This window comes from Agrobacterium sp. SORGH_AS_0745 (genome assembly GCF_030818995.1).
Lineage (GTDB): Bacteria > Pseudomonadota > Alphaproteobacteria > Rhizobiales > Rhizobiaceae > Agrobacterium > Agrobacterium tumefaciens.
Map to the genome: position 1 here is coordinate 630,104 of NZ_JAUTBI010000003.1, position 22,793 is coordinate 652,896.

Sequence of the window (22,793 nt, forward strand, 5' to 3'; positions counted from 1 at the left end):
CCCGCTTCGGCGGGCCTTTTCTTTGCCGCAAATCCGGAAGCAGCTTTTAAAAAACCGCATGGTTAACACGACATTAACCAGCAAGCTGTTAGTTTTCCCTGTCAATCCGGGATCTGGTCAACTGCCGGATCTTGCCGAAACCACAAAAACTACGGGTTCAGGGACATGGGCAGAATGAATTCTCCGACATTCGACGGTCGTCACACGCGTTTCGTGCTGACGGCGTTTTTCGTGCGGCAGGTCATGGCTCTTGCCGGTTTTGCCTTGCTTGCCACGATTGCGCTGGGGATTACCGCACTTGCCACATGGAACGTGGCGGACCCGAGCCTGTCCTATGCAACAGGCAACCAACCCACCAATCTTCTCGGTTACGGCGGCGCAATCTTCGCCGATATCGTGATGCAGTTCCTCGGCCTTTCCGCAATCATCGCGCTTTTGCCGGTGATTGCCTGGGCGATCGCCCTGATCGCCGGTCGCAAGTTCAACCGGATACCCGCCCGCCTCGTCGCCTGGATCGCCGGCGCCATAGTCTGCGCCGCCTCGCTCGGCTGTTTTCCCGCGCCCGTGACATGGCCGCTGCCGAACGGCATCGGTGGCGTCATAGGCGATATGATCCTGCGCTTCCCTGCTCTCTTCATCGGCGCTTACCCCACCGGCACGATTGCGACGGTGCTGGGCGCTATATTCGCTGCTCCCGCCGCCTTGATGATGCTGTTTGCCGCCGGTCTCGTGGGACGCCCGGAAGATGACCTGGAACAGGAAGAACGCGCGCCGGTCGCAAACAAGGCCCGTGCCACCCGTCAGGTCGAGGAAGAAGACGATGACGAGGGCGAAGGCTTCTTCGCCAATATTCTCGCCTTCGGCGCAATCGCACATTACTGGTACATCTCGCAGGCCCGCCTTCGCCGCCTGTTCGGCCTGAAGTCGAAATCACTGCACGGCGAATTCGAACACCCTTACGATTTCAACGAATATGAATTCGGCACGCTGAACGAACCCTCCCGCCTCAAGACGGCGATCAACCGCCTCGACCAGCGAGCGGAACCGTCTTTCGAAGAACGCGCCGCATCCCGTCGCCAGATGTCGCCTCCCTCCATCGCGCCCGATCATGATGCGGACGGGGACGACGAACCGTCGTTGGACGCAGACGGTCGGCGATTGCCCAACGGCATTCTCTCGGACGACCACAGCTTGGACGAGAACGACCCGAAGTTCGTGGCAAGACAGGCACCTGGGCGCGGCCAGCCCAGAATAACCGCCCCTTCCGCACGCCCGAAGCCCAGCGAGCGCGTGGCAAGGGAAGCGCAGACCTCCTTTATTGCCGCAGACGGTTTCCAGCTGCCCACCGTGCATCTTCTGGCGGAACCCAAGAACGTCGTTCGCGACCATACGCTGAACGAGGAAGTGCTGGAGCAGAATGCCCGCCTTCTGGAAGGGGTTCTCGAGGATTTCGGCGTCAAGGGTGAAATCATTCACGTCCGCCCCGGCCCGGTCGTCACGCTCTACGAACTGGAACCAGCACCCGGCATCAAATCCTCGCGCGTCATTGGCCTTGCCGATGACATCGCCCGCTCCATGAGCGCGATCGCCGCGCGCGTTGCGGTCGTGCCTGGCCGCAACGCCATTGGCATCGAGCTTCCGAACCAGACGCGTGAAACCGTGTTCCTGCGTGAACTGGTCGGCAGCCGCGACTTTGAAAACAGCAAGGCCAAGCTCGCCATGGCGCTCGGCAAGACCATCGGCGGCGAACCCGTCATCGCCGATCTTGCCAAGATGCCGCATCTTCTCGTTGCCGGTACCACGGGTTCGGGCAAGTCGGTCGCCATCAACACCATGATCCTGTCGCTGCTTTACCGCATGTCGCCGGAGCAATGCCGCCTGATCATGATCGACCCGAAAATGCTCGAACTATCGATCTATGACGGTATTCCGCATCTGCTCTCCCCCGTCGTTACCGATCCGAAAAAAGCCGTCGTGGCGCTGAAGTGGACGGTGCGCGAGATGGAGGAGCGCTACAAGAAGATGTCGAAGATCGGTGTGCGCAACATCGATGGCTTCAACAGCCGTGTGCAGCAGGCGATCGACAAGGGCGAAATCCTCACCCGCACGGTGCAGACCGGCTTCGACCGCCAGACCGGCGAGGCAATGTACGAGACGGAAGAATTCGACCTGAAGCCCCTGCCCTATATCGTCGTCATTATCGACGAAATGGCGGATCTTATGATGGTGGCAGGCAAGGATATCGAAGGTGCCGTACAGCGCCTCGCTCAGATGGCGCGTGCCGCCGGCATCCATGTCATCATGGCAACCCAGCGTCCGTCCGTCGACGTCATCACCGGCACCATCAAGGCGAACTTCCCGACCCGCATCTCCTTCCAGGTAACGTCGAAGATCGACAGCCGCACCATTCTGGGCGAACAGGGCGCCGAACAGCTGCTCGGCATGGGCGACATGCTCTATATGGCCGGTGGCGGCCGCATCCAGCGCGTGCACGGTCCCTTCGTCTCCGACAATGAAGTGGAAGAGATCGTCGCCTATCTCAAGACGCAAGGCACGCCGGAATATCTGGAAGCGATCACCGAGGAAGACGATGAGGAAGGCAATGGCGGCGGCCCGGCCGGCGCCGGCAATTTCTCCGATTCGGAAGACCCCTATGATCAGGCCGTGGCTGTCGTGCTGAGGGACGGCAAGGCCTCCACCTCCTACGTCCAGCGGCGTCTCGGCATCGGCTACAACCGCGCCGCCTCGCTGATCGAACGCATGGAGCAGGAAGGCATCATCGGCCCCGCCAATCATGCCGGAAAACGCGCAATACTCGTACCAACGGAAGCAGACATCATCGAGCGGTAATGCACGTCGCCCAAAAGGCTGTCGTTGTTTCGGGATAACGACATGCGTGAGGCGAAGACGGCAACCAAGCGGGGCGAAGAAGCGTTAATACACGCTTTCAACGTCATGAAGCCGCCGCCTTTATGCGGAAAATCGCTGCGATGAAGGAGAACAGAATGAACGACCTCACTACCGGCGAGATTGCCACCGCAAACACACCAGAGAACGGCGTGACGCGACGTGGCGTGCTGACGGCGTTTTCCATGGCTGCGGTCATGGCCGGCCTGTCGCCGCTCAACGCATTTGCTCAGGCTGCCGGTAACAGCGCGACCGCGCAGAAAATTGCCAATCACTTCTCGTCGGTCAAAACCATGATGGGAGAGTTTGTCCAGTTTGGCCCGCGCGGTGAACAGACCGGCGGCAAATTTTACATCGAACGGCCCGGCAAGCTTCGATTCAATTATGAAGACCCCTCGCCCATGCGGGTCATCTCCGACGGCAAGAATGTCGTCATCGGCAACATGAAGCTGAAGACATGGGATTTGTATCCACTGTCAAAGACCCCGCTCAGCCTGCTTTTGTCCGACAAGATCGATCTGAGCAACCAGAAGGTCCGGAACGTGAAGGAAGAGTCGGACCTGACCACCATCGTACTGGGTGACAAGAGCGTGTTCGGCGATTCCACCATTACCCTGATGTTTGACCCGAAAACCTTCGATCTGAGGCAATGGACGACGACCGATGCGCAGAACAAGGACACGACTGTCATGATCTTCAACGTGCAGACGGGCGTTAACCTCGACGAACGCGTTTTCAACATCAACTACGAAGAAGTCCGCAAACGCGGCTAAAGGCCGGGCGGTCCACGGCGACAGTTCAAAAGGCGGCCCTGCGGTCGCCTTTTTTATTTTGCCGCTAAAATGCATTCCCGTTTTCATCGCGATGTTATAAGCCTGCGCCCCGGAAACATGCCTCGAAACAATCGGCTTCGAGGCTATAGAAGCGGAGCACATGCATGTCGTTTTCGATAACCACCTGGAACATCAACTCGGTCAGGCTCAGAATGCCGATCGTGGAGCAGTTTCTGGTGCGTTACAAACCCGACATTCTCTGCCTGCAGGAAACGAAATGCCCGAATGGCGAGTTTCCGATGAAGCCGCTGAAGGCGCTCGGTTACGAGCACGTCATCATCCATGGCCAGAAGGGCTACCACGGTGTGGCGATCGCTTCGAAAATTCCGCTGACAGAAGATCATCGTCAGGACTATTGCGGTATAGGCGATGCACGACACATTTCCGCGATTTTTCAGGTTGGATCGCGCCGCATACGGCTGCATAATTTTTATGTTCCGGCTGGCGGTGACGAACCCGACCGGTCGATAAACCCGAAATTCGGCCACAAGCTGGATTTCATCGAAGAGATGAAGGCGCTTCGCGCCGACGGCGTGCCCGGCACCTCGTCCATTCTCGTAGGCGATCTCAACATCGCGCCGCTTGAAAATGACGTCTGGTCGCACAAGCAACTGCTGAAGATCGTCAGCCATACACCGGTGGAAACCGACGGCATGCTCGATATCATGAAGAAGGGCAACTGGCTCGACCTGATGCGGCTGAACGTGCCTGATAGTGAAAAGATTTATACCTGGTGGAGCTACCGCGCCAAGGATTGGGAAGCCGCAGACCGTGGCCGCCGTCTTGACCATATCTGGTCGTCGCAGGATCTCGGCCCTTCGCTTGAAAAGATCGATATCTTGCGCGAAGCACGCGGCTGGAACCGGCCATCCGACCACGTTCCGGTTACGGCCCATTTCCGTTTCTGAAGCGCCAGCTCTATAAAATCAGGAGAAACGGTTCTGCAAACGGGCCGCGCCCGCCGCGAGTGCGGCGATATTATCGCGAATGCGTGCCGTCACGATATCGGCAACCTCGGGAAACTCCTCCACCAGCCGGTGAAAGAGAATGCGCGTTATCCGGATGACCTCGGAATCCTCCGCGGCAATGGCGGTGAATTTCCTCTCACAGAGCGTGAAAAGCGCCAGCTCCGAAAGAAGCGCCCCCTTGCCCGGTGTCGCCTGCAACGCGGGTTTGCCATCCCGCCCGGCCGTGAATAGCTCGAAATGGCCTGACGTCACCGCAAAGGCGCATTCGGCCGGGGAATGTTCCCGGAACAAAGTCTGACCCGCCGCCACGCGGCGGCGTTCCGCGCCGAAGGCGATCAGCCGCAACTGATCGTCGCTGAAGCCCGCAAACAACGGCACTTGCCCCAGAAGCATGATGTCATCCGTCAAGGCCATGTCGATTGCTACTCCAGAAAACCGCCTGCACCACTATAGCGGTTTTCGGATATCGGCCTTCAAAATACAAGATGTTAGAATATTCTGCGTCCTTTCGAACGCAGAAAGGGCGTTCGTTCAGGGAACGATCTTGTATCCGCCGTTCTCGGTCACCAGAATTTCGGCATTGGAGGGGTCTCGCTCGATCTTCTGGCGCAGACGATACACATGCGTTTCGAGCGTATGCGTCGTCACTCCGGAATTGTAACCCCAGACCTCTTCCAGCAAGACGTCGCGGGTGACGACGGCGCTCCCGGCTCGGTACAGATAACGGATGATCGCCGCTTCCTTTTCCGTCAGCCGGATTTTTTTGCCGTCTTCAGTTGTCAGCAGCTTCTGGCTGGGTTTGAACTGATAGGGGCCAACGGTGAAAACCGCATCTTCGCTCTGCTCGTATTGACGCAGCTGCGCCCGGATGCGGGCCAGAAGGACGGCGAAGCGGAATGGCTTCGTCACATAATCATTGGCGCCCGCTTCGAGACCGAGAATAGTGTCGGAATCGGTATCGTGCCCGGTCAGCATGATGATCGGTGCCTTGAAGCCACCCTTGCGCAGCAGCTTCACCGCCTCGCGGCCATCCATGTCAGGAAGACCGACATCCATGATCAGAAGATCGACCTGGGCAGTCTTTGCGGTCTGCATCGCCTGCGCAGCGTTTGCGCCGCTCAGAAGCGAGAATTCCTCATAGGGAGATAGTTGCTCAGTCAGCGTCTCCCGAAGATCGTCGTCGTCGTCCACCAAAAGGATAGTGCGAGCCGTCATTCGGATTCTCAGCCTTTCTTACTTTAGCGCATCGGCCCAAAAATCGCCGTTGATTTTCGGAAAGCGCAATGCGTAGTTTAAAAGAGTTAGAGCATCCATTGTGCCTCCGAAATAAGGCACGGCGCTCTAATTGTCAGCCAATTCAGCGGTTTGCCGATAAAAGGTCAACCCATTGCCATGATATTACGAAGTGCTATGACTTCACGTTAGATAACCTGCAAAGCAAAATCTCGTGAAAAACATGAGCAGACAGCCCGTAAAGCAACATAAACGCGCGTCGACGCTCATGGTTCGGCCGGCGCCTTTGAAAATAAGCAGGGCCATCGTTCAGCTCGGGCATCTCACCTTTCCCGCAGCGATCGGGCGCAACGGCCGTACCGTGCTCAAACGCGAGGGAGATGGAAAGTCACCGATTTCCGTCACGCGCCTGCTGCACGGATTTTATCGCGGCGACCGAAACGCCGCCATCGCCACGACATTGCCGATGCAACGGACACAGCAATCCATGCTTTGGTGCGACGAGCCACGCAGCGCCAGTTACAACAGGTTGGTCAAGTCCCCTTTCGCACTGAGCCACGAGGAGATGATGCGAAAGGACGGCCTTTATGACGTTTGCCTCGTCCTCGATTGGAACATCACGTCGAGAAGTCGGAACCGCGGTTCGGCAATCTTCATGCATATGATCCGCCCGGGATATGAGCCGACCGCCGGCTGCGTCGCTCTCCATCCCCGCGACATGAGGCGCATTCTGCCTCATATGCGCAAGGGTACGAAAATTCGCATCCTGTAGATCAGGCACAAAAAAACCCGCCGTTCTTGGCGGGTTTTTTTAAAAAAGGAGAAAGCCGGTGATTACGCGGCTTCTTCCTGAGAATCGTCTTCTTCGACGGCCTTGCCGCGCTTCGGACCCTTGGCAAGGTTGACTTCCACCAGGCGGACAGCCTCGGTTTCAGACATCTTGTTGACAGCAGCAATTTCGCGCGCCATGCGATCAAGAGCAGCTTCGTAAAGCTGACGCTCGGAATAGGACTGCTCCGGCTGGTTTTCCGCACGGTAAAGATCGCGCACAACTTCAGCAATCGCGATAAGATCGCCGGAATTGATTTTCGCATCATATTCCTGGGCGCGGCGCGACCACATGGTACGCTTCACACGCGCCTTGCCCTGCACCACTTTCAGCGCCCGCTCGACAAAATCGCCTTCGGAAAGCTTGCGCATGCCGATGCTCACGGCTTTAGCGACGGGAACTTTAAGACGCATCTTGTCTTTTTCGAAATCGATGACAAAAAGCTCAAGCTTCATGCCGGCAACTTCTTGTTCCTCGATGGCAGAAATGGTACCGACACCATGAGCGGGATACACAATCGCTTCACCGGTTTTGAAACCGTGATGTGCTGGAGATTTCTTCTGCTGGGTCGTCATTCGTTCTAAAAACTCCCTGTTACATACCCGGCAACGCCGGGGTTGGGTCGGTCAGGCCCTGATGAGACGGGGGAACCGTCAGGTGACTCCGCACTGGTCCAGCCGTGCACGCAAAAACACACCTTCCCGCATTGCGGGCTTCGATAACGTAAACGCTCGATATGTCACGGAAACCGCGTGCAAAAGAGGTGTTGCTTTCGTGGTGTTTTTGGGCACACAAATGCCACGCTGTGGATCAGTATCGTTGGTGTACCACAAAAATAGGCACAAATCAATAATTTGCTTCGACCGTGGCCGCAACATCACATGGCGGCCAAAGAACCACCTATAAATGGGCTACCGGAATACTGTCAAATGCTTCGTAACCGGTCCCTACCGTATAAGAAGCAAAAAAATTTCACTTCCCAACTGAAGAAACACGAAAGCCTCTTAAACTCTTCGTAATTACACGCCAATATCCGATTCGAATGAAAAGGCAAAATCCGCAAATTGACGGTGCTTTTTTACGTTAAAGTGTGATTTTTGGAGGAATCCACATCAAATGGGCTACAGAAATAATCCAAAACGCGAAAAACAGATCGAAAAAGCACGACAGCAGGCACTTGCCGAAAACGCGCCATTTCTTGATCCGGGTATACTCTATGGAAGAGCAAGCGCCGACGACATAGAATATTATTCCGCCGAAATGTTGGCCGCAAGCGCGGCGCACAGTTTCGAGGCTCTTTCGCGCTGGACTGGAGACGCGCCCCATATCAGCATCGCCCAGGTGGAGGGCGTTACCCCGCGGGATATTCCGGTAACGGTTCTGACGATTATCGGCCGCAATATGCCCTTCCTCTACGATTCCGTCATGGGCGAGGTCACAAGCAGCTATCGCGGCCTCTATCTCGCGGTCCACCCCATTCTGGTGCCGGATGCAACGGCGCAGGCGGGTTATCGCCTTGCGGAGCCTGATGACGATCCCACCGGGAATATCAGCCTCATTCAGCTGCACATCGCCCCACTGACCCAGCAGGCCGCAACGGCGCTGGAAGAAAGATTGCGTTTCGTGCTGGCGCAGGTTCAGTCCGCCTACAGAGACTGGCGGCCCATGCTGTCGAAACTCGACGAAGCCCTAGACGAATTGTCAAAACGCGGCTCCTCGCGGCGCAAGACCGAGCGCGCGGAAGCCGTCGAGTTTCTCAACTGGCTTCGCAACGACAATTTCACCTTCCTCGGCATGCGCGATTACACCTATTCCGGAAAGGGAAAGAACGCGAAAATCGAGCGCGGTGACGGCATCGGCCTCGGCAGTTTGAGCGATCCGGATGTGCGCGTGCTGCGCCTTGGCAAGGACGCCGTGACGACGACGCCTGAAATCCTCGCCTTCCTCGACGGTCCGGATTTCCTCATCGTCACCAAGGCAAATGTGAAGTCCATCGTGCATCGCCGCGCTTATATGGATTATATCGGCATCAAGCGCTTCGACGAGGATGGCAATGTCATCGGTGAATTGCGCATCGTCGGCCTTTTCACCGCCACCGCCTATACGCGTTCGGTAAAGCACATCCCGCTGCTGCGTGCCAAAATTGCGGATGTCGAGCGGCATTTCGGTTTTGATCCGAACAGCCACTCCGGCCGCATTCTGCAGAACACGCTGGAAGCCTATCCGCGCGACGATCTCTTCCAGATCGAAACGGATCTTCTGATCCGCTTCATCGAGCAAATCATGGAACTGAGCGACCGCCCACGTGTGCGCGTCCTCGCACGTATCGACCGTTTCGACCGCTTCGTCTCGGCCATCATCTTCGTGCCGCGCGAGGAATACAATTCCTATGTGCGCGAGAAAATCGGCGACTATCTGAGCAAGGTCTATGACGGGCATATTTCCGCCTATTACCCGGCCTTCCCCGAAGGCGCTGTCGCCCGCGTCCATTTCATCGTCGGCCGCACGGAAGGCAAGACGCCGCGTATCGCGCAGGACAAGCTGGAGGATGCCGTCAGCGATATCGCAGCACGCTGGATAGACCATTTCGTTGCCCTTTCCGAACCTGGTGCGCCGGTGCTGGAGGTTGATCAGGCCTATCAGGAAGCCTTCACGCCGGAAGAGGCGATTGGCGACATGGCGGATATTCTGGCCACTGTGAAGGGTGAGCCGGTCCGCATCGAATTTTACCAGCAGGAAGGCCAGTCAGCTGAGACGCTGTCGCTGAAGATCTTCCATCGGGATGGCCATCTGCCACTGTCGCGCCGTGTGCCGCTGCTGGAAAACCTCGGTTTCAACGTCATCAGTGAGCGCACCTTCGACATCGGTGTCATCTCGGATGGCGAAAAGCGCGACATCGTGCTGCATGATATGGAACTCGCCGTCGGCAAGGGCGTGACGCTCGATCTGCCGCAATACGGACAGAAACTCGAAGAAGCATTCCTTGCTGCCTTCTCGGGCAAGGTCGATAATGACAACTTCAACCGGCTGATCCTCGCCTGCGGCCTTACCGTGCGCGAAGTGTCCGTCTTGCGCGCCTATGCCCGTTATCTGCGCCAGACCGGAATCGTTTATTCCCAGGAGCATATTTCCGAAACGCTCTTTAAATATCCGGCCATTTCACGGAATATTTTCGCGCTGTTCAAGGCTGGCTTTGATCCTTCCATCGACGAGAAGAAGCGGCTGAAGAAACTGGCAGAGATGCACAAGACGATCGAAGCGGCATTGAGCGGTGTTCCCAATCTCGACGAAGACCGCACCTTGCGGCGTTATGTCAACGCCATCGACGCCACGCTTCGTACCAACTACTTCCAGAAAAACACCGATGGCACGCCGCGTGACCTGTTGGCGTTCAAGTTCGATCCCAAACATCTGGACGGCCTGCCCGATCCGCGTCCCTTCCGCGAAATCTTCGTCTACGGAACCGAAGTAGAAGGCGTGCATCTGCGCTTTGGCAAAGTGGCGCGCGGCGGTCTGCGCTGGTCGGATCGCGGCCAGGATTACCGCACGGAAGTGCTCGGTCTCGTCAAGGCGCAGCAGGTCAAGAATGCGGTGATCGTTCCCGTTGGCGCCAAGGGCGGCTTTTTCCCGAAGAACCTGCCTGTTGGCGGCTCCCGCGACGAGGTCTTCAATGCAGGCCGTGAAGCCTACAAGACCTATATCCGCACTCTTCTGTCCATCACCGACAATATCGTCGACGACGCCGTCGTACCGCCGGCCGATACGTTGCGGCTTGATGGGGACGATCCCTACTTCGTCGTCGCCGCCGATAAGGGGACAGCGACATTCTCCGATACGGCAAACGGCCTCGCCCACGACGCCGGCTTCTGGCTGGACGATGCCTTCGCATCGGGTGGTTCCGCCGGTTACGACCACAAGAAGATGGGAATCACCGCACGCGGTGCCTGGGAAACGGTAAAGCGTCATTTCCGCGAAATGGACACCGACATCCAGACCACGCCCTTCACAGTGGCAGGTGTCGGCGACATGTCCGGCGACGTTTTCGGTAACGGCATGTTGCTGTCGGAAAAGATCAGGCTGATCGCAGCCTTCGATCATCGCGACATCTTCATCGATCCGGATCCCAATACCGACAAATCCTTCGCTGAGCGCAAGCGGCTTTTCGAATTGCCACGCTCAAGCTGGCAGGATTACGACCGTTCGACGCTCTCAAAAGGCGCAATGATCATCTCGCGTTCCGAAAAATCGGTGACGCTGACGCCGGAAGCCGTCGCTGCCATCGGCATCGACAAATCCGTTGCCACACCCTTCGAGATCATGACCGCCATTCTGAAGGCGCCAACCGATCTTCTGTGGTTCGGCGGCATCGGCACCTATATCAAGGCGGCGGTGGAAACCAACGCCGAGGTGGGTGACAGGGCGAACGACCCCATCCGCGTCAACGCCACCGAGCTGCGCGCCAAGGTCATCGGCGAAGGCGCCAATCTCGGCATTACCCAGAAGGGCCGTATCGCCTATGCGCTGGCGGGTGGGCGTTGCAATTCCGACGCCATCGACAACTCGGCCGGCGTGAATTCCTCCGACGTCGAGGTCAACATCAAGATCGCCCTCGCCTCCGCGGTCAATAGCGGTCGCCTGACGATGCCGAAGCGCAACCAGCTTCTTGCCTCCATGACGCCGGAAGTGGCGCAGCTGGTGCTGCGCAACAACTACCTGCAATCGCTGGCAATCTCGCTGACGGAGCGGCTTGGGCTTGCAAACCGGGAAGAACTCGGCCGCCTGATGAGCGCGCTGGAGGCAACCGGCCAACTGAACCGCAAGGTCGAAACCTTGCCGAGCAATGCCGAGCTCAGCGAAAGATATGCCACCGGCAAGCCGCTGACCCGGCCGGAAATCGGCGTGCTGCTTTCCTATGCCAAGCTGACGCTGTTCGACGCTCTGGTGGCAAGCCCGCTGCCCGACGAACCCTATCTCCAGCATCTGCTCGCAGACTATTTCCCGGCCAAGATGCAGAAGAACTATGCAGACGATATCAAGGCGCATCGCCTGCACCGCGAAATCGTTGCGACAGCGCTCGCCAATGCCGTGGTAAACCGCGGCGGCCCTGGCTTCGTGCAGAAACTCGCCGATGCGAGCGGCCTCCTGTCGGCTGATGTCGTCAAGGCAGCGGTGATCGTGGAGGATGGTTTCGGCCTCAAACGTCTTTGGAGCGAGGTCGACGCGCTCGACGGAAAGATCGGCGGAGAAGTCCAGAACGGACTTTATGCCACGATCACCCGCATCTACTCCGATGCAAGCAGGCTTTATCTGCAAACCGGGAGCGTGGGCGCTGGAACGAGCGACATGGCAACCGAAATCGAGCGCCTGAAAACTGCCATCAAGACGCTATCGCCGGCAGCGGCGAAATATCGCCGCGAGCTTGGCGTCACGGAAATCGACGGTGTTCCCTTTGGCCTTCTGGAGGAGCTGGATACGCTTTCCCTGCTGGTCTATGTGCCTGAAATCATGCGTATCGCCGAAAATGCGGGCACGACGCTTGCCCGCGCCGCCGAAAGCTACGCCACGGTCTCCTCGACCTTCCGTGTCGCGCGGCTGCTGGATGCCAGCCAGCGCATCACACCGGCCGATCACTACGAGAGCCTGGCTCTTCTGCGCAGCCAGGACCAGATCGCCTTGTCGAGACGCCGGATCGTCATCTCGGCCCTAACCGAGTATGCGAAGGAAAAGGACCCGGTTCAGGCCTGGTATGCGGCCGACCGCGTGCGCGTCAATCGCATCGTCTCGGAACTCGGTGCACTGAGCGAAAGCGGCGATACCAACCTCGCCCGCCTGACAGTGGCGGCGGGGCTGCTTGGCGATATCGTTCAGACGCGCTGATCGACCATTCGAAAAACGCCATCCGGGTGACTGGCCCGGATGGCCATAAATGAAGCGGTTGCGCCGGCATCACGCATTTTATCCCCCCCATATCCGATAGGACGATGAATGACTGTCCCCTCCCCAAATGCGGAAACAGTGGTTGCCAAACGCGGCATCTGGGGCTGGGTCATGTTCGATTGGGCGGCACAGCCCTTTTTCACGGTCGTTACGACCTTCGTTTTCGGACCCTACTTTGTCGCCCGCCTCACCGATGATCCTATTTCGGCGCAGGCGACATGGAGCAATATGGCGACGGTCTCCTCGATCATCATCGCCCTCTTCTCCCCCATTCTCGGCTCCATCGCTGACCAATCCGGCGCAAGAAAGCCGTGGATCGCCTTTTTTGCCGCCATCAAGATCGTCAGCCTTTTATTCCTCTGGTTTGCAGCACCGGGTTCGCCGATCATCCTGCCCATCGTCTGCATGATATTCGCATCCATCGCGGCGGAGTTTTCGATCGTCTTCAACGATTCCATGATGCCGCGACTGACCAATCCGCAGAATGTCGGACGCATTTCCAATCTCGCCTGGGGCCTCGGTTATCTCGGCGGCATGGTGGTGCTGATTGCCGTGGTGACGCTTCTGGCCGCAAATCCAAAGACAGGGCTGACTATCGCCGGTATCAAGCCGCTTTTCGGTCTCGATCCCGCAACCGGCGAGGACGCCAGAATAACCGGCCCAATAGCCGCAATCTGGTATTTGCTCTTCATTCTGCCGATGTTTCTGCTGACCCCGGATGCGGACAGGGGCCTACCCTTCGGAGCGGCGATCCGCTCTGGTCTTGCGGAGCTCAAGACAACCCTGCGCGAACTTCGAGACAGACCCGTCCTGTTGCGGTTCCTGATTGCACGTATGCTTTATCAGGACGGCGTCAACGGCGTGCTCATTCTGGGTGGGGTATTTGCGGCGGGAATGTTCGGCTGGGCGACGATGGAAATCGGCCTCTTCGGCATCCTGCTCAACGTCGTCGCCATTGTGGGCTGCTTTGCGGCCGGGCGCGTCGATCAGAAACTTGGCTCGCGGATCACCATCCTTATCAGCCTGGTTCTTCTGCTCATCGCGACGGTCGGCATCGTCTCGACAGAAAAGGCCTCGACACTGTTTGGCTGGATCCAATTGCCGACAGCGGACAATGGCGGCATCTTCGCAACCGGCGCGGAAAAGGCCTATCTGCTCTATGGCATATTGATTGGCCTCGCCTTCGGTCCCGTTCAGGCCTCGTCGCGTTCCTATCTGGCGCGCAACATCACCATTGCCGAGGCGGGACGCTATTTCGGCATCTATGCGCTATCGGGCCGCGCCACCAGCTTCATGGCGACGCTGTCCTTTTCAATAGCAACCTACCTCAGTGGCTCCGCACATATTGGCATGGCCACCCTCATCGTGTTTCTGGGGTTGGGGTTTGTTCTGTTGCTGCGCGTCCCGGAACGGGCGGCAAGCTAAAGAACCGGAGAGAGCATTTGAGGGGTCTCACCCGAAATGCTCCAGCCTCCTTCAGAGCAGATCGAGTTTTTGCTGCAATGCGCGCAGCTGCGACTTCAGCTCATCGATTTCGGATGCATTCGGCTTGCGCGTTTCCTTGGGCGCCTGCGGCATTGCAAAAGGCGTGAACCCCTGCATTGCCTGCCGGAACAGTTCCGTATTGCGGCGGATCTGCTCTTCCATCATTTGCAGTGGAGCCTGGAAATTCCGCGCAAGCGACCCGTCACCGAACGCCTTGGCCATATGCTCCTGCATCTGGCTCTGCTGATCGGAGAAGGTTTTCATCGAATGTTCGAGAAATGTCGGAACGACCATCTGCATCTGGTCACCGTAATAGGAGATCAATTGCCGCAGAAACGCCGTTGGCAAAAGCGTATTGCCGGTTTTGGCTTCCTGTTCAACAATGATCTGCGTCAGAACCGCATGGGTGATGTCTTCGGATGATTTGGCGTCCTGAACCTTGAAGTCCTCGCCGCGTTTAACCATCTGCGCCAGATCATCCAGCGTCACATAGGTGCTGGTTCCGGTGTTGTAGAGCCGCCGGTTGGCATATTTTTTAATGATTGTTTCGCCGTCGTGTTTTGCCATGCCCGCCTCCTCGCGATGATGGTATTTTCTTGTTTTTTAGTGTTATTGCTCTTCCCGCGCGAAGTGTATGCGCAAAACAAGCCTCGTGACAATTGTTTTGTGCATCGCAACAGTTTGTTTTTTGCGCAGCAATTTTCCGCAAGATTCCGGCTTGATTTAGCAACATCTTTTAAAGCAACTTTCGGCATTTGACTTGTATTCAAAGCTTTGCCAGTCTCCGCCCGCAAGTGAGGAGAAACAGATGACGCCTTCAATCGTGATTGCCAGCGCTGCGCGCACTGCCGTCGGTTCTTTCAATGGTGGCTTTGCCAATACGCCCGCCCACGAGCTTGGGGCAACCGTCATCAACGCCGTCCTGGAGCGCGCCGGTGTCGCAGCCCATGAAATCGATGAGGTCATCCTTGGTCAGGTGTTGACGGCAGGCGAAGGGCAGAACCCGGCGCGGCAGGCGGCGATGAAAGCCGGCATTCCGCAGGAAGCAACCGCCTTCGGCATCAATCAGCTATGCGGTTCCGGCCTGCGCGCTGTCGCACTCGGCATGCAGCAGATCGTTACCGGCGACGCGGCCATCATCATTGCCGGCGGGCAGGAATCCATGTCCATGGCGCCCCATTGCGCCCATTTACGTGGCGGCGTGAAGATGGGCGATTTCAAGATGATCGACACCATGCTGAAAGACGGCCTGACGGATGCCTTTTACGGCTACCACATGGGCATAACCGCCGAGAACATCGCCCGGCAATGGCAGCTTTCCCGTGATGAACAGGACCAGTTCGCTGTCGCATCGCAAAACAAGGCCGAAGCCGCGCAGAGCGCCGGCCGTTTCGCAGATGAGATCGCGGCTTTCACGGTCAAGGGCCGCAAGGCAGATATTATCATCGATGCTGACGAACACATCCGTGCCGGCGTCTCGCTGGAAACCATGGCAAAGCTTCGCCCCGCCTTCGACAAGGAGGGCACGGTAACGGCCGGCAACGCCTCCGGCCTCAATGATGGCGCGGCTGCCACACTTCTGATGTCGGAGCAGGAAGCGGCAAAGCGCGGTATCAAACCGCTGGCGCGCATCGCCTCCTGGGCGACGGCGGGTGTCGATCCGCAGATCATGGGAACCGGCCCCATCCCCGCCTCACGCAAGGCGCTGGCCAAGGCAGGCTGGTCGATCGGCGATATCGGCCTCGTTGAGGCGAACGAAGCGTTTGCCGCCCAGTCCTGCGCTGTCGTGCGTGAGCTCGGTCTTGATCCTGATATCGTCAACGTCAATGGCGGTGCGATTGCCATCGGCCATCCGATTGGCGCATCCGGCGCCCGTGTGCTGAACACGCTGATTTTCGAGATGCGCCGCCGCAACGTATCGAAGGGGCTCGCGACGCTCTGCATCGGCGGCGGCATGGGTGTTGCCATGTGCATCGAGGCGCTCTGAAAAACGGCCGTGCGGCCTTCCAAAAAGCAATTCCGGTTCAGCGGCCAATAGGGTAGAAGCGGTCTCCCATTGGCCGCATTTCTGTGGCCGTTGAGCACGGCTAAAACAGTTCAGGAAATGGAGGCCATATGAGCCGGGTTGCGTTGATTTCGGGCGGGACAAGCGGCATAGGCGCAGCAATAGCCCGCGCCTTGCAGGCAGCCGGCTACCAGGTGGCCGTCAACTACGCCTTCACGACAGATAGGGCAGAGGCCTTCCAGAAAGAAACCGGCATACCCGCGTTTCAATGGGACGTGCGAGACTATGATGCCTGCGTGAAAGGAATAGCCCAGGTTGAAGAGGCCTTCGGCCCCGTCGAGGTTCTCGTCAACAATGCCGGCATCACCCGCGATGCGATGTTTCACAAGATGACACCGCAGCAATGGCGCGAGGTGATCGACACCAACCTCACCGGCGTCTTCAACATGACGCATCCCGTCTGGCCGGGTATGCGCGACCGCGGCTTCGGTCGCATCGTCAATATTTCCTCCATCAATGGCCAGAAGGGCCAGGCTGGCCAAGTCAACTATTCCGCCTCAAAGGCTGGCGATATCGGCTTCACCAAGGCGCTCGCCCAGGAAGGCGCAAGCCGCAACATTACCGTCAACGCCATCTGCCCCGGTTACATCGGCACGGAGATGGTGAGGGCTATACCGGAGAAAGTGCTGGCCGAGCGGATTGTGCCGCAAATCCCGGTCGGGCGCCTGGGCGAACCGGAAGAAATCGCGCGCTGCGTCCTGTTTCTCGTGTCGGACGAGGCTGGTTTCATAACCGGCTCCACGATGACCGCAAATGGCGGACAATATTTCGCCTGAGATCGGCACCCCTTCTAACGGGAAGGAAGCAGGTAAACTTTTCGTGATATCCGCCCTGATAATATCGCCACGCACAAAAACTTGATCGAAAAATACCGCAATATAGGAACTGCTAAACTAATGAAAATACGACAGTTTTCGTATAGTTTAGAATGAATCCAGAGTTCACTTTCGGATATCCTCGGAGGTTTTTCTTGACAGTGGGTGTCCTGTTTTGGTTTAAGAACGAAAACAACGTGTTGCGTCATACAGGCAGTCGATCATGCTGGTTTGCAGCTGCAATTACATCACCGACCACGATATCCGGGACGTCATTAACGAGCTCCTCGATGAGGACTGTTGGCAGCTTATCGTTCCGGCAAAAGTGTATCATGCCATGGAAAAACGTGGCCGCTGCTGCGGCTGTTTCCCGACTGTCGTCGACCTGATCATACAGACAACTGAAGAATATCACGCCCGTCGCCACTCGACGGAAGCAGATGTTTTTGATTTTATGTCCCGCTTGAAGCGATTCCATGAAGAGAACAGGAGAGCGGACATTGAAAGGCGACACAAGAGTCATCGAGCGGCTTAACGAAGCCCTTTTTCTAGAACTCGGTGCGGTAAACCAGTATTGGCTTCACTACCGACTTCTGAATGACTGGGGCTACACCAAGCTTGCAAAGAAGGAGCGTGCGGAATCCATCGAAGAGATGCAGCACGCCGACAAGATCATCGATCGTATCATTTTCCTGGAAGGCCATCCCAACCTCCAGACCCTGGCTCCCCTGCGCATCGGTCAGAACGTCAAGGAAGTGCTCGAAGCCGATCTGGCGGGCGAATATGACGCACGGACATCCTACAAGAAATCGCGCGACATCTGTTCCGAGGCCGGAGACTATGTCTCGATGAAGCTGTTCGAAGCCCTGCTGATCGACGAGGAAGGTCACATCGACTTCCTTGAGACCCAGCTCGAACTGCTCGGCAAGATCGGTGCGGAAAAATACGGCCAGCTCAACGCCGATTCCGCCAACGAAGCAGAATAAGCTTTCGCAATCGACCAAAGAAAAGGCGGCCAGTGGCCGCCTTTTTTATTACTTGCCGGCAAGGTGCCGGAATTCCGCAACCACTTTCTCGTAGACCGCGCGCTTGAAGGGCACGATGAGCTCTGGCAGGCTTTCCATCGGCTTCCAGTCCCAGGCGTCGAATTCAGCCGTATGCCCTGTTGGAGGTGGGTCGATCTGGATTTCGCTTTCGTCGCCATCGAAACGGAAGGCAAACCAGCGTTGCGCCTGCCCGCGATACTTGCCTCTCAGGCCGATGCCGATCAGTTCGGGCGGCAGATCATAATGGATCCAGTCGCTCGCTTCCGCCAGCAACGTCACCGTTTTCATCCCCGTCTCTTCGTAAAGTTCGCGAATGGCGGCCGTCAAAGGCCGTTCACCGTCATCGATGCCGCCCTGCGGCATCTGCCACAATTGCGGTGAACCGTCATATTCCGAATTGCCTTCCCTGATGCGCCGGCCGGCCCAGACAAGGCCTTCGGCGTTCAGAACCATAATCCCCGCACAGGGACGGTAAGGCAAATCTTCTGCTTTGATTGTCATTGGAAACCCGCACTGTCTGCGCGCCGAAAAGGCGCTAAGGAATGGCCGCGCAGAAGGTTTACTGCCCCGCCTGCTGCGAAACAAGCGCAGAAACACCAACGATCTCGATACCGCGGCCGCCCGCCTCCCGCGACCACTTCGAGATTGCAGCGATGCTTTCGTCGAAAGCCGAGGCAACGCCGATCGCCTGACCGTTACGTCGCGCGATCCGCTCCAATTCGTCCAGCTTGCGCAGGATAGTGGCTTCGGTGACCTCACCGTCAAGCAGAACATCGGCAAAGCCCTGCGGCGCGGAAATGGCTTTGGCAATCCCGCCGCTCAGCGACTGCGCCGAAGAGGCATCGTCCAGAAAAAGCAGCCCGCGCTTGCCGATATCGCGCATGACCGGCTCCAGCGCCGCCTGCTCGGAAAGGAAACGCCCGCCGAGATAATTCATGATGCCAGTATAATTGGTAATCTTCGCCATGGAGCGATGCAGCCGGTCGATATTGACCTTCGCCGGATCGCCCGCCAGTAGCGTGTCCGGGCCGGGATTGGTGCCGGGATACCCGAAGGGCTCCAGCGGTATCTGGAGAAGGATTTCATGCCCCTCACGGCGTGCTTCCTGCATCCAGCGCTGCAGGCTGTTGCCGCTTGCAGCAAAACCGAGCGTCACCTCCGGCGGCAGTTCCCGGATCGCCTTTTGCGAACCCGTCTGGCTGAGGCCGAGACCACCGACCACGATCGCCACCCGGGTGCCGCGTGCGCCGGACCATGGCCGGGCATATTGCTCCATCGGCCGCAAACCATCGGCACCGACGACGGGCAATCTGCCAAATGCGGTTTCTTCCAGCAATGCATCATTCGGCCGCGTGGCCATGCGCGGATCCTGACCGTAGGTCTGGCCGCTCATCAGCACCGGTCCGTCGCTGTCACGGGGGCGAGGAGAATAGACCGATACCACATTGCCATCCGGCATCGTCGCCCGATTTATATTGGCGCCGGAGCGGCCGCTTTCCGGCTTCAGACCAGCCGTGTCGTTGGGATCCGCCACATCGGCTGCTGCTGTTTTCGGAGCATCTTCGGGGAGCTGGGGCTGGGTGTCCGGCCCGGAAGCCGTCTTCTGCAGATTGCCGGGCGACAGGGCCGTATAGACGGAAAGCCCGCCGATCGTCAGAACTGCAAGCGCGGACAGAACCATAATGACGGAAAAGCGCCGGTTGATACCGGCGCTTTTTTTCTGTCGACCCAGAAGCGGTTTTCGCAGGTCAGAAGGCAATGAACGATCCGTCCAAACGGTTAGGCAATCGAGAAAATGCGCCGGCTGGCCGGCGCATCCATCTTACTGCTTGTTGACCACAGCCTTGTCCGGGTTCGGCGGGAACGACGGATCGGTCTTGGCACCGCGCAACAGATCCAGCGCATAATTCAGCTGGATATCGTCCTTGGCTTCCGGCGGAACGTAAGCGGAAGAACCCGAACCTTCGTCCGTTTCGCTCTGGCCCTTTATATGGCCGGTCAGGCTGGATTCACCTTCGGTCGTAACACGGCCCTGCAATTCCGGCGGCAGCGGCTGTTCGACCTTGATATCAGGCGTAATGCCCGTGCCTTGGATCGATTTGCCAGACGGTGTGTAATAAAGCGCCGTGGTCAGACGCAGCGCGCCGGCCTCGCCGAGCGGGATGATCGTCTGGACCGAGCCCTTACCGAAGGAGCGCGTGCCGACCACAGTCGCGCGACGCAGATCCTGCAGCGCACCGGCGACGATTTCAGACGCCGAAGCAGAGCCACCGTTGATGAGCACGATAACCGGCTTGCCATCGGTCAGATCGCCAGCCGTTGCATTGAAGCGACGGGTCTCGTCCGGGTTACGGCCACGGGTCGAAACGACTTCGCCACGCTGGAGGAAGGCGTCGGAAACATTGATCGCCTGATCGAGCAGACCACCGGGGTTGAGACGCAGATCGAGCACGTAGCCCTTCAGCTTGTCAGCCGGCACATCCGTCTTGATCTTCTTGATCGCCTTTTCGAGATCGTCATAGGTCTTCTCGGTAAATGAGATGACGCGGAGATAACCGACATCGCCCTCGACACGGGACTTGACCGCGCGTACGGCAATGACATCACGCATGACGGTGAATTCGAGCGGTTTGTCGGCGCCCTGGCGGATGATCGTCAGCTTGATCGGCGTCTTGACCGCGCCGCGCATCTTCTCGACCGCCTGCTCCAGCTTCAGACCGCGAACCGGCGTACCGTCGATTTCCGAAATATAGTCGCCGGCAAGAATGCCTGCGCGCGAAGCCGGCGTGTCGTCCATCGGCGAGATGACTTTGACCAGTTCATTTTCCATGGTCACTTCGATGCCGAGACCGCCGAACTCACCCTTGGTCTGGGTGCGCATGTCGTTGGCGTCCTTGGCATTCATGAAGCTCGAATGCGGATCAAGCGAGCTGAGCATGCCGTTGATGGCATTTTCGACCAGCTTCTCGTCATCCGGCGGCGTCACATATTGCGCACGCACACGTTCGAACACGTCGCCAAAGATTGACAGTTCCTTATAGGTCGAAGGCCCGGCCGCCTGTGCCGGCATGCTCGCCGAATAAATCACACTCATCGCCGTGGCGCCCATAAGCCCACCGATAAGGAGAAGCGAAACCTTACGAATCATTGTGCGCCCTTCCGGTATTTTTTGCGGTCCACCAAGGTTGGGAATCAACCGGCACACCATCTTTCCTGAACTCAATGTAGAGCGTTGGCCGGTCGGTTTCCAGCGCCAATGCTGCTGCACTCGCTACTCTTTTTGCACCCATGGAGGCGATTGGCTCTCCGGAGAACACAAACATTCCCTGCCGTGTCCTCACATTGTCCATTCCCGTCATGACCACATGGTATCCGTCACCCGTATTGAGGATGATCATTCGGCCGTAACTGCGAAAATCTCCGGCAAATACAACAAAGCCGTCTGCGGGTGCCGTCACGATGGCCTCAGGTCCGGTCGCGACGACAATTCCCTTGGAAAAGTGGCCCGTACCATCCGCATCGCCGAACCGGCGCAACACATCTCCAGCCACCGGCAGGTCCAACTTTGCCTTCAAACTCGCGAAGGGATATGCGGGCGCAATACGGTTTTTATCGGGCATTCCCGCCTCGGCTGCGGCACGCTCCTTCTCACGTTCCGCTTCGGAAAGACGGGCCACGCGCTGCTCTTCCGCACGCGCCCTTTCCATAGCTTCCCGCACCGAACTGATCTCACTTTCAAGCGAACCGACCAGACCCTCCAGGCTTGTCGCCTTGCTTGCAAGCTCCTCGGATCGCTTGCGTTCCGCCTCCAGCGCCGCGGCCGTCTGCGAATTTCTGCGGTCGTTTTCAGCAAGCAGCAAGTCGAGGCGTTTTTCCTCTTCCAGACTTGCCGTCATCATACCCGTAAGATCGTCCTTTTCGCGAGCGATTGCCTGCCTGACGTCGGTCAATTCTTTGAGAGCAGAAACCAGCTTGTCGGTCTCACCGCGAATGCCGGGCACGACGGCGCCGAGAAGAATGGCGCTGCGCACCGAGGCCAGCGCATCATCAGGCGAAACGAGAAGGGCGGGGGGAGGGTTTCTGCCCATACGCTGCAGCGCCGCCAGAACCTCCGCCAGCACGCCACGCCTCTCGCGCAGGGATGCCTTGACGCCATCTTCGCGGACCGAAAGCTTGGCCAGACGATCCTCGCCATCGCTGATTTTGGTTTCCAGTGCCTTGCGGCGCGCAGCCGACGCGATCAGCTCGTCGCGGATACGGGCGCTATCCTGATTAAGGGAAGCAATGCTTTCCTCGAGATTTCGGGTCTTGTCTTCCGAAAGTCCGATGCTGTCGACCAGCTCTTCCAGATCCTGGCGGTTCTGATCACGGCGCTTTTCCAGCGTCTGAAGCGCCTCCGGCGACGAATCACCCTCACCAGCAGGCGCGGCACCCGCATCGTCGCGCGAAAAGGCGCGTTCAACGGGGGAAATCCCCAGGACAAGGACAGCGAAAACCGCGCCCGCAAGGGCAGCGTGGCGTTTTCGTTGAGACCTCTTGTCCATTTGAACTTTCTTTGATGCCGAAGCAGGAGCGCCGATATTAGGGATTTTGCCCCAATCTTCCAAGAGGCCAGAAACAGGCTGGCTGCAAAGCCTTCCACGCCTTTCCGTCTCGCGAAGCTTCATGTTGAAAT

At 58.0% G+C, this 22,793-nt stretch carries 18 protein-coding genes; 10 read left to right on the plus strand and 8 right to left on the minus strand.

Annotated features, from left to right (window positions below; genetic code table 11):
- Positions 1-174 precede the first annotated feature (174 nt).
- The 3 genes from QE432_RS12800 to QE432_RS12810 all read left to right on the plus strand — a co-directional run bounded on the left by QE432_RS12800 (position 175) and on the right by QE432_RS12810 (position 4,648).
- Entirely contained in the window at positions 175-2,850 is a 2,676-nt protein-coding gene (locus QE432_RS12800) for a DNA translocase FtsK (RefSeq protein WP_306624506.1), read from the plus strand.
- 155 nt (positions 2,851-3,005) lie between these two features.
- Positions 3,006-3,680: an outer membrane lipoprotein carrier protein LolA gene (locus QE432_RS12805; protein ID WP_013636963.1), complete on the plus strand. Its 675-nt coding sequence runs from the start codon at positions 3,006-3,008 to the stop codon at positions 3,678-3,680.
- 164 nt (positions 3,681-3,844) lie between these two features.
- Positions 3,845-4,648 (plus strand): exodeoxyribonuclease III, encoded by an 804-nt coding sequence (locus tag QE432_RS12810; RefSeq protein ID WP_013636964.1) that lies wholly within the window; start codon positions 3,845-3,847, stop codon positions 4,646-4,648.
- 18 nt (positions 4,649-4,666) lie between these two features.
- Here the strand turns inward: QE432_RS12810 and QE432_RS12815 are convergent, their stop codons facing one another.
- Positions 4,667-5,122 carry a cyclic nucleotide-binding domain-containing protein gene (locus QE432_RS12815; RefSeq protein ID WP_013636965.1) on the minus strand — a complete coding sequence of 152 codons (456 nt, stop codon included), beginning with the start codon at positions 5,120-5,122 and terminating at the stop codon, positions 4,667-4,669.
- Positions 5,123-5,239: 117 nt separating this feature from the next.
- On the minus strand, positions 5,240-5,923 hold the full coding sequence (locus QE432_RS12820) for a response regulator transcription factor (protein ID WP_003492637.1): 684 nt from the start codon (positions 5,921-5,923) through the stop codon (positions 5,240-5,242).
- A 286-nt stretch (positions 5,924-6,209) separates the two neighbouring features.
- On the opposite strand from QE432_RS12820, the gene QE432_RS12825 reads away from it, so the two are divergent.
- Positions 6,210-6,713: a L,D-transpeptidase family protein gene (locus QE432_RS12825; protein WP_149910453.1), complete on the plus strand. Its 504-nt coding sequence runs from the start codon at positions 6,210-6,212 to the stop codon at positions 6,711-6,713.
- A 62-nt stretch (positions 6,714-6,775) separates the two neighbouring features.
- On the opposite strand, the gene QE432_RS12830 is transcribed toward QE432_RS12825, so the two are convergent.
- Positions 6,776-7,345 carry a CarD family transcriptional regulator gene (locus QE432_RS12830; RefSeq protein ID WP_003492641.1) on the minus strand — a complete coding sequence of 190 codons (570 nt, stop codon included), beginning with the start codon at positions 7,343-7,345 and terminating at the stop codon, positions 6,776-6,778.
- A 541-nt stretch (positions 7,346-7,886) separates the two neighbouring features.
- Between QE432_RS12830 and QE432_RS12835 the strand changes: the two genes are divergently transcribed.
- Together QE432_RS12835 and QE432_RS12840 are read left to right on the plus strand one after the other, a co-directional pair.
- Positions 7,887-12,647: an NAD-glutamate dehydrogenase gene (locus QE432_RS12835; RefSeq protein WP_306624509.1), complete on the plus strand. Its 4,761-nt coding sequence runs from the start codon at positions 7,887-7,889 to the stop codon at positions 12,645-12,647.
- A 108-nt stretch (positions 12,648-12,755) separates the two neighbouring features.
- Positions 12,756-14,132 (plus strand): MFS transporter, encoded by a 1,377-nt coding sequence (locus QE432_RS12840; protein ID WP_306624511.1) that lies wholly within the window; start codon positions 12,756-12,758, stop codon positions 14,130-14,132.
- Between the two features lie 51 nt (positions 14,133-14,183).
- Here the strand turns inward: QE432_RS12840 and phaR are convergent, their stop codons facing one another.
- On the minus strand, positions 14,184-14,759 hold the full coding sequence (gene phaR / locus QE432_RS12845; RefSeq protein WP_306624513.1) for a polyhydroxyalkanoate synthesis repressor PhaR: 576 nt from the start codon (positions 14,757-14,759) through the stop codon (positions 14,184-14,186).
- A gap of 241 nt (positions 14,760-15,000) precedes the next feature.
- On the opposite strand from phaR, the gene QE432_RS12850 reads away from it, so the two are divergent.
- The 4 genes from QE432_RS12850 (at position 15,001) to bfr (ending at position 18,058) form a co-directional block, all read left to right on the plus strand.
- Positions 15,001-16,179 (plus strand): acetyl-CoA C-acetyltransferase, encoded by a 1,179-nt coding sequence (locus tag QE432_RS12850; protein WP_306624515.1) that lies wholly within the window; start codon positions 15,001-15,003, stop codon positions 16,177-16,179.
- Positions 16,180-16,307: 128 nt separating this feature from the next.
- Entirely contained in the window at positions 16,308-17,033 is a 726-nt protein-coding gene (gene phbB / locus QE432_RS12855) for an acetoacetyl-CoA reductase (protein WP_013636970.1), read from the plus strand.
- 262 nt (positions 17,034-17,295) lie between these two features.
- Positions 17,296-17,607: a (2Fe-2S)-binding protein gene (locus QE432_RS12860; RefSeq protein ID WP_013636971.1), complete on the plus strand. Its 312-nt coding sequence runs from the start codon at positions 17,296-17,298 to the stop codon at positions 17,605-17,607.
- Entirely contained in the window at positions 17,573-18,058 is a 486-nt protein-coding gene (gene bfr / locus QE432_RS12865) for a bacterioferritin (RefSeq protein WP_003516472.1), read from the plus strand. The genes QE432_RS12860 and bfr overlap by 35 nt, the downstream gene beginning before the upstream one ends.
- A 48-nt stretch (positions 18,059-18,106) precedes the next feature.
- Here the strand turns inward: bfr and QE432_RS12870 are convergent, their stop codons facing one another.
- The 4 genes from QE432_RS12870 to QE432_RS12885 all read right to left on the minus strand — a co-directional run bounded on the left by QE432_RS12870 (position 18,107) and on the right by QE432_RS12885 (position 22,662).
- A complete protein-coding gene (locus tag QE432_RS12870; RefSeq protein ID WP_013636972.1) occupies positions 18,107-18,619 on the minus strand; it encodes an RNA pyrophosphohydrolase in 513 nt (170 codons plus the stop codon).
- A gap of 58 nt (positions 18,620-18,677) precedes the next feature.
- Positions 18,678-19,877, minus strand: a complete 1,200-nt coding sequence (locus tag QE432_RS12875) for a divergent polysaccharide deacetylase family protein (RefSeq protein ID WP_025594653.1) — start codon at positions 19,875-19,877, stop codon at positions 18,678-18,680.
- 63 nt (positions 19,878-19,940) lie between these two features.
- Positions 19,941-21,266 carry a S41 family peptidase gene (locus QE432_RS12880; protein WP_003516467.1) on the minus strand — a complete coding sequence of 442 codons (1,326 nt, stop codon included), beginning with the start codon at positions 21,264-21,266 and terminating at the stop codon, positions 19,941-19,943.
- On the minus strand, positions 21,256-22,662 hold the full coding sequence (locus tag QE432_RS12885; RefSeq protein ID WP_065660031.1) for a murein hydrolase activator EnvC family protein: 1,407 nt from the start codon (positions 22,660-22,662) through the stop codon (positions 21,256-21,258). The genes QE432_RS12880 and QE432_RS12885 overlap by 11 nt, the downstream gene beginning before the upstream one ends.
- Between the last annotated feature and the right edge of the window lie 131 nt (positions 22,663-22,793).